4 protein-coding genes are annotated in these 3,237 nt (G+C 41.5%); all 4 read right to left on the bottom strand.

Features of this window, described 5'->3' with window-relative positions; translation table 11 throughout:
- On the bottom strand, positions 1-586 hold a 586-nt coding region (locus LD39_RS11770), incomplete at its 3' end, for a flagellar motor protein MotB (protein WP_035546635.1).
- Entirely contained in the window at positions 576-1,397 is an 822-nt protein-coding gene (motP, locus tag LD39_RS11775; RefSeq protein ID WP_035546637.1) for a flagellar motor protein MotP, read from the bottom strand. The genes LD39_RS11770 and motP, both read right to left, overlap by 11 nt.
- Positions 1,398-1,448: 51 nt before the next feature.
- Entirely contained in the window at positions 1,449-2,450 is a 1,002-nt protein-coding gene (gene ccpA / locus LD39_RS11780; RefSeq protein ID WP_035546640.1) for a catabolite control protein A, read from the bottom strand.
- A gap of 185 nt (positions 2,451-2,635) precedes the next feature.
- On the bottom strand, positions 2,636-3,237 hold a 602-nt coding region (locus LD39_RS11785), incomplete at its 5' end, for a bifunctional 3-deoxy-7-phosphoheptulonate synthase/chorismate mutase (RefSeq protein WP_035546642.1).

Raw genomic sequence — 3,237 nt, forward strand, 5'->3', positions numbered from 1 at the left:
TGGATGGATAACGGTAAGTTGAAATTTGACGGTTATCGGTATGCCCTTCCACTTTCACGAAGTTCGGAATGTTTTTTAACAGCGTACCTACTTTAGTCAAAAATGGCTTGGCACTGTCGAGAATTTCCGCTCGACTCGTTTCAAATAAGAGCTGTTCTTCTAAAACGAGGACCACTCCCCGCTCTGTCTGATTCGCCGAAATAATATCATTCAGCTGGTTTTTCTCTAAGTATTGATCAACTTCTTTTTTTAGTTCTTCTAAGTTCTCGAGTTCTTTTACAGTATTCTGCTTTTCTACAAGATTTTCTGGCTCCTCGAGCGGGACTTCAAATTCGTTGTTCTTTTCCCCATTCTCCTGAATTTTCGATTGTTCAGTAGGGTGCGTATTTTCAATCGGAGAAGGGTAAAAATCAAAAATCATTCGGTTTCTGAATGATTCGGCTACCGCTTCGAATTTGACTAAGTTAATTTGTGACATTGAAAATAGGAGAACGAAAAACACTAAGACTAAGGTAATCATATCCGCATAGGTCGTCATCCATTTCGGAGCGCCGTTGTTGCTTTTCTTCTTCCTCTTATGCTTCATTAGCTGCTTCTCCTAAAGAATCCTCCTGCTGTTCTTCTTCGAAAGATTTGTCTTCTTCAGATAAGAACGCACTCAGCTTTTCTTCGAGGATTTTAGGGTTTTGGCCCGATTGAACACCTATGACTCCTTCAATGATGACTTGTTTCATGAAAACTTCTTGATCTGTCTTATTCTCTAGTTTGCCTGCCATCGGAAGAAAAACCAGATTGGCCAATAAAGTTCCGTAAAACGTCGTCAATAATGCAACAGCCATTTTCGGTCCTAAATCCTCAGGGGTAGACAAACTTTGCAGCATAAGAACCAGCCCGATCAATGTACCAATCATACCCCAAGCCGGAGCGTACTCCCCTGCTTTTTCGATGATGGCTCTTCCCCGCTGATGTCGTTCCTCGACAGCTACAACTTCCGCGTTCATGATATCGTTGATAACTTCTGGTTCTATTCCATCGACCGCAAGCAGAATCCCTTTTTTAATAAAAGGATCCTCTACTTCATCAAGTTCCGCTTCAAGAGCCAGCAGCCCTTCTCTCCTAGCCCTCTCAGAGAGTTGAACAAATAAAGAGATCAATTCCCTTAAATTCATATCACTCTTCTTAAACGCTTCTTTCGTAACACGGAACGTCAATTTCATCTCATTCATATTAAAATTCACTAATAGGGCTGCCATCAGCCCTCCTAACACGATGATGATTGATGAGGCTTGAATAAATGAAGTCAAACCGCTGAATCCTGCATTCGACATAATGCCGAAGATAACCATAATGAACCCAATTGTAATACCAACGGGAGTTAACAAGTCTTTCCTAGTCATTTCACTCTCTCCTCAGTTTCGTCCAGATACAGTCTACTTACTATATCGGTACTATTTCTGCTGAGTTGAGTTTCTTTCTATAATTCGGTGAGGTAAGATAACGTTTTGCTCTTCCACTTCTTCTTTATTCATTAATTTTGTAAGAAGACGCATAGCAACGGCTCCAATATCGTACATAGGCTGAACGACAGTAGAAAGAGTCGGGCGGACCATCGTCGCTAATCGAGTATTATCGAATCCAAACACTTCCAAGTCCTCTGGGACACGAATCCCTTTGTCCTGCGCTCCGTGAATGACACCTAACGCCATTTCATCAGCTGATACAAATACAGCTGTCGGCTTCTCATCAAGTTCTAGGAGTTGATCTAAAGCTTCAATGCCTGAATCATAAGTATAGTCACCGCTAACGATCCATTTTTCTGGAGAATCGTGTCCATGATCTTTCATCGCTCGTTTATATCCTTCAAGTTTCTGAGCATTGATGACTGTATCTTCAGGTCCTGCAACAAAAGCTACGTTTTTATTTTCATGAGAAAGCAGTAATTCCGTTGCGTCATAGGCCGCCTGCTCATAATTAATGTTAACAGCAGGAGTTTCTTCACTCTCATCTACCGTAGCTGCCAGTGCAATAGGTACAGAAGAAGTCTTGAATTCACGGATGTGATCTTCAGTAATCTTCCCTCCCATAAATACTAAACCATCCACTTGTTTGCCGAGCATCGCATTAATGAGGTGAAGTTCTTTATCTTTATTTTGATCTGAATTACTCAGAATGATGTTATAGTTGTACATCGTCGCGATGTCTTCAATTCCTCGCGCCAATTCTGCGAAAAAGATACTTGAAATGTCGGGGATAATTACCCCCACCGTTGTAGTCTTTTTACTCGCTAACCCACGAGCGACTGCATTAGGGCGATACCCAAGGCGCTCAATCGCATCATGCACCTTTTTCCTCGTTGCGGGTTTAACATTCGGGTTCCCGTTGACTACCCTTGATACAGTAGCCATGGAAACATTCGCTTCTCTCGCTACATCATATATTGTTACATTCATCTTGTTTCCTCCTTTGTCGAATCCACTAGTACGACTTATTTAATAAAATAATCATACGATAGATAGCGCTGTTCCGCAATGTTCGTGTATATACATTACTAGGATACCCATATCATTATAACGGATAACTTTTCAGCAAAAAAATAAGTTAGGCTAATTTTCTAGCCTAACTTATCATAATTGAACTATTTTGTTAACTCTTTCATGAAGTTCTGGAAGGTTGGAATATCCATCTGCTGAGCCGAATCTGATAGGGCTACTGCCGGGTCTGGGTGTACTTCTGCCATCACCCCGTCTGCCCCAATAGCTAGAGCAGCTTTTGCAGCAGGCAGCAAAAGATCTCTTCTTCCTGTAGAGTGGGTCACATCTACCATAACCGGTAGGTGTGTCTCTTGTTTAAGAATTGGTACTGATGAAATATCTAATGTATTTCGAGTTGCCTTTTCATATGTTCGAATTCCGCGCTCACATAGGATGATGTTTTCATTTCCTCTAGAAATGATATATTCAGCTGCATTGATGAACTCAGAAATTGTCGCTGACATTCCTCGCTTCAACAAAACAGGCTTGTTGACAGATCCAGCAGCTTTCAGAAGTTCAAAGTTTTGCATGTTACGAGCACCGATTTGGATAACATCAAGGTAATCCAGTGCTTCTTCAAGGTCAGCAGGGTTGACGATTTCACTTACAACTGCAAGATCATTCTCATCAGCTGCTTGTTTGAGCATTTTAAGGCCTTCAATTCCCAGGCCTTGGAAGTCATAAGGTGAAGTACGAGGCTTAAATG

Source organism: Halobacillus sp. BBL2006, from assembly GCF_000786645.1.
GTDB lineage: Bacteria > Bacillota > Bacilli > Bacillales > Halobacillaceae > Halobacillus.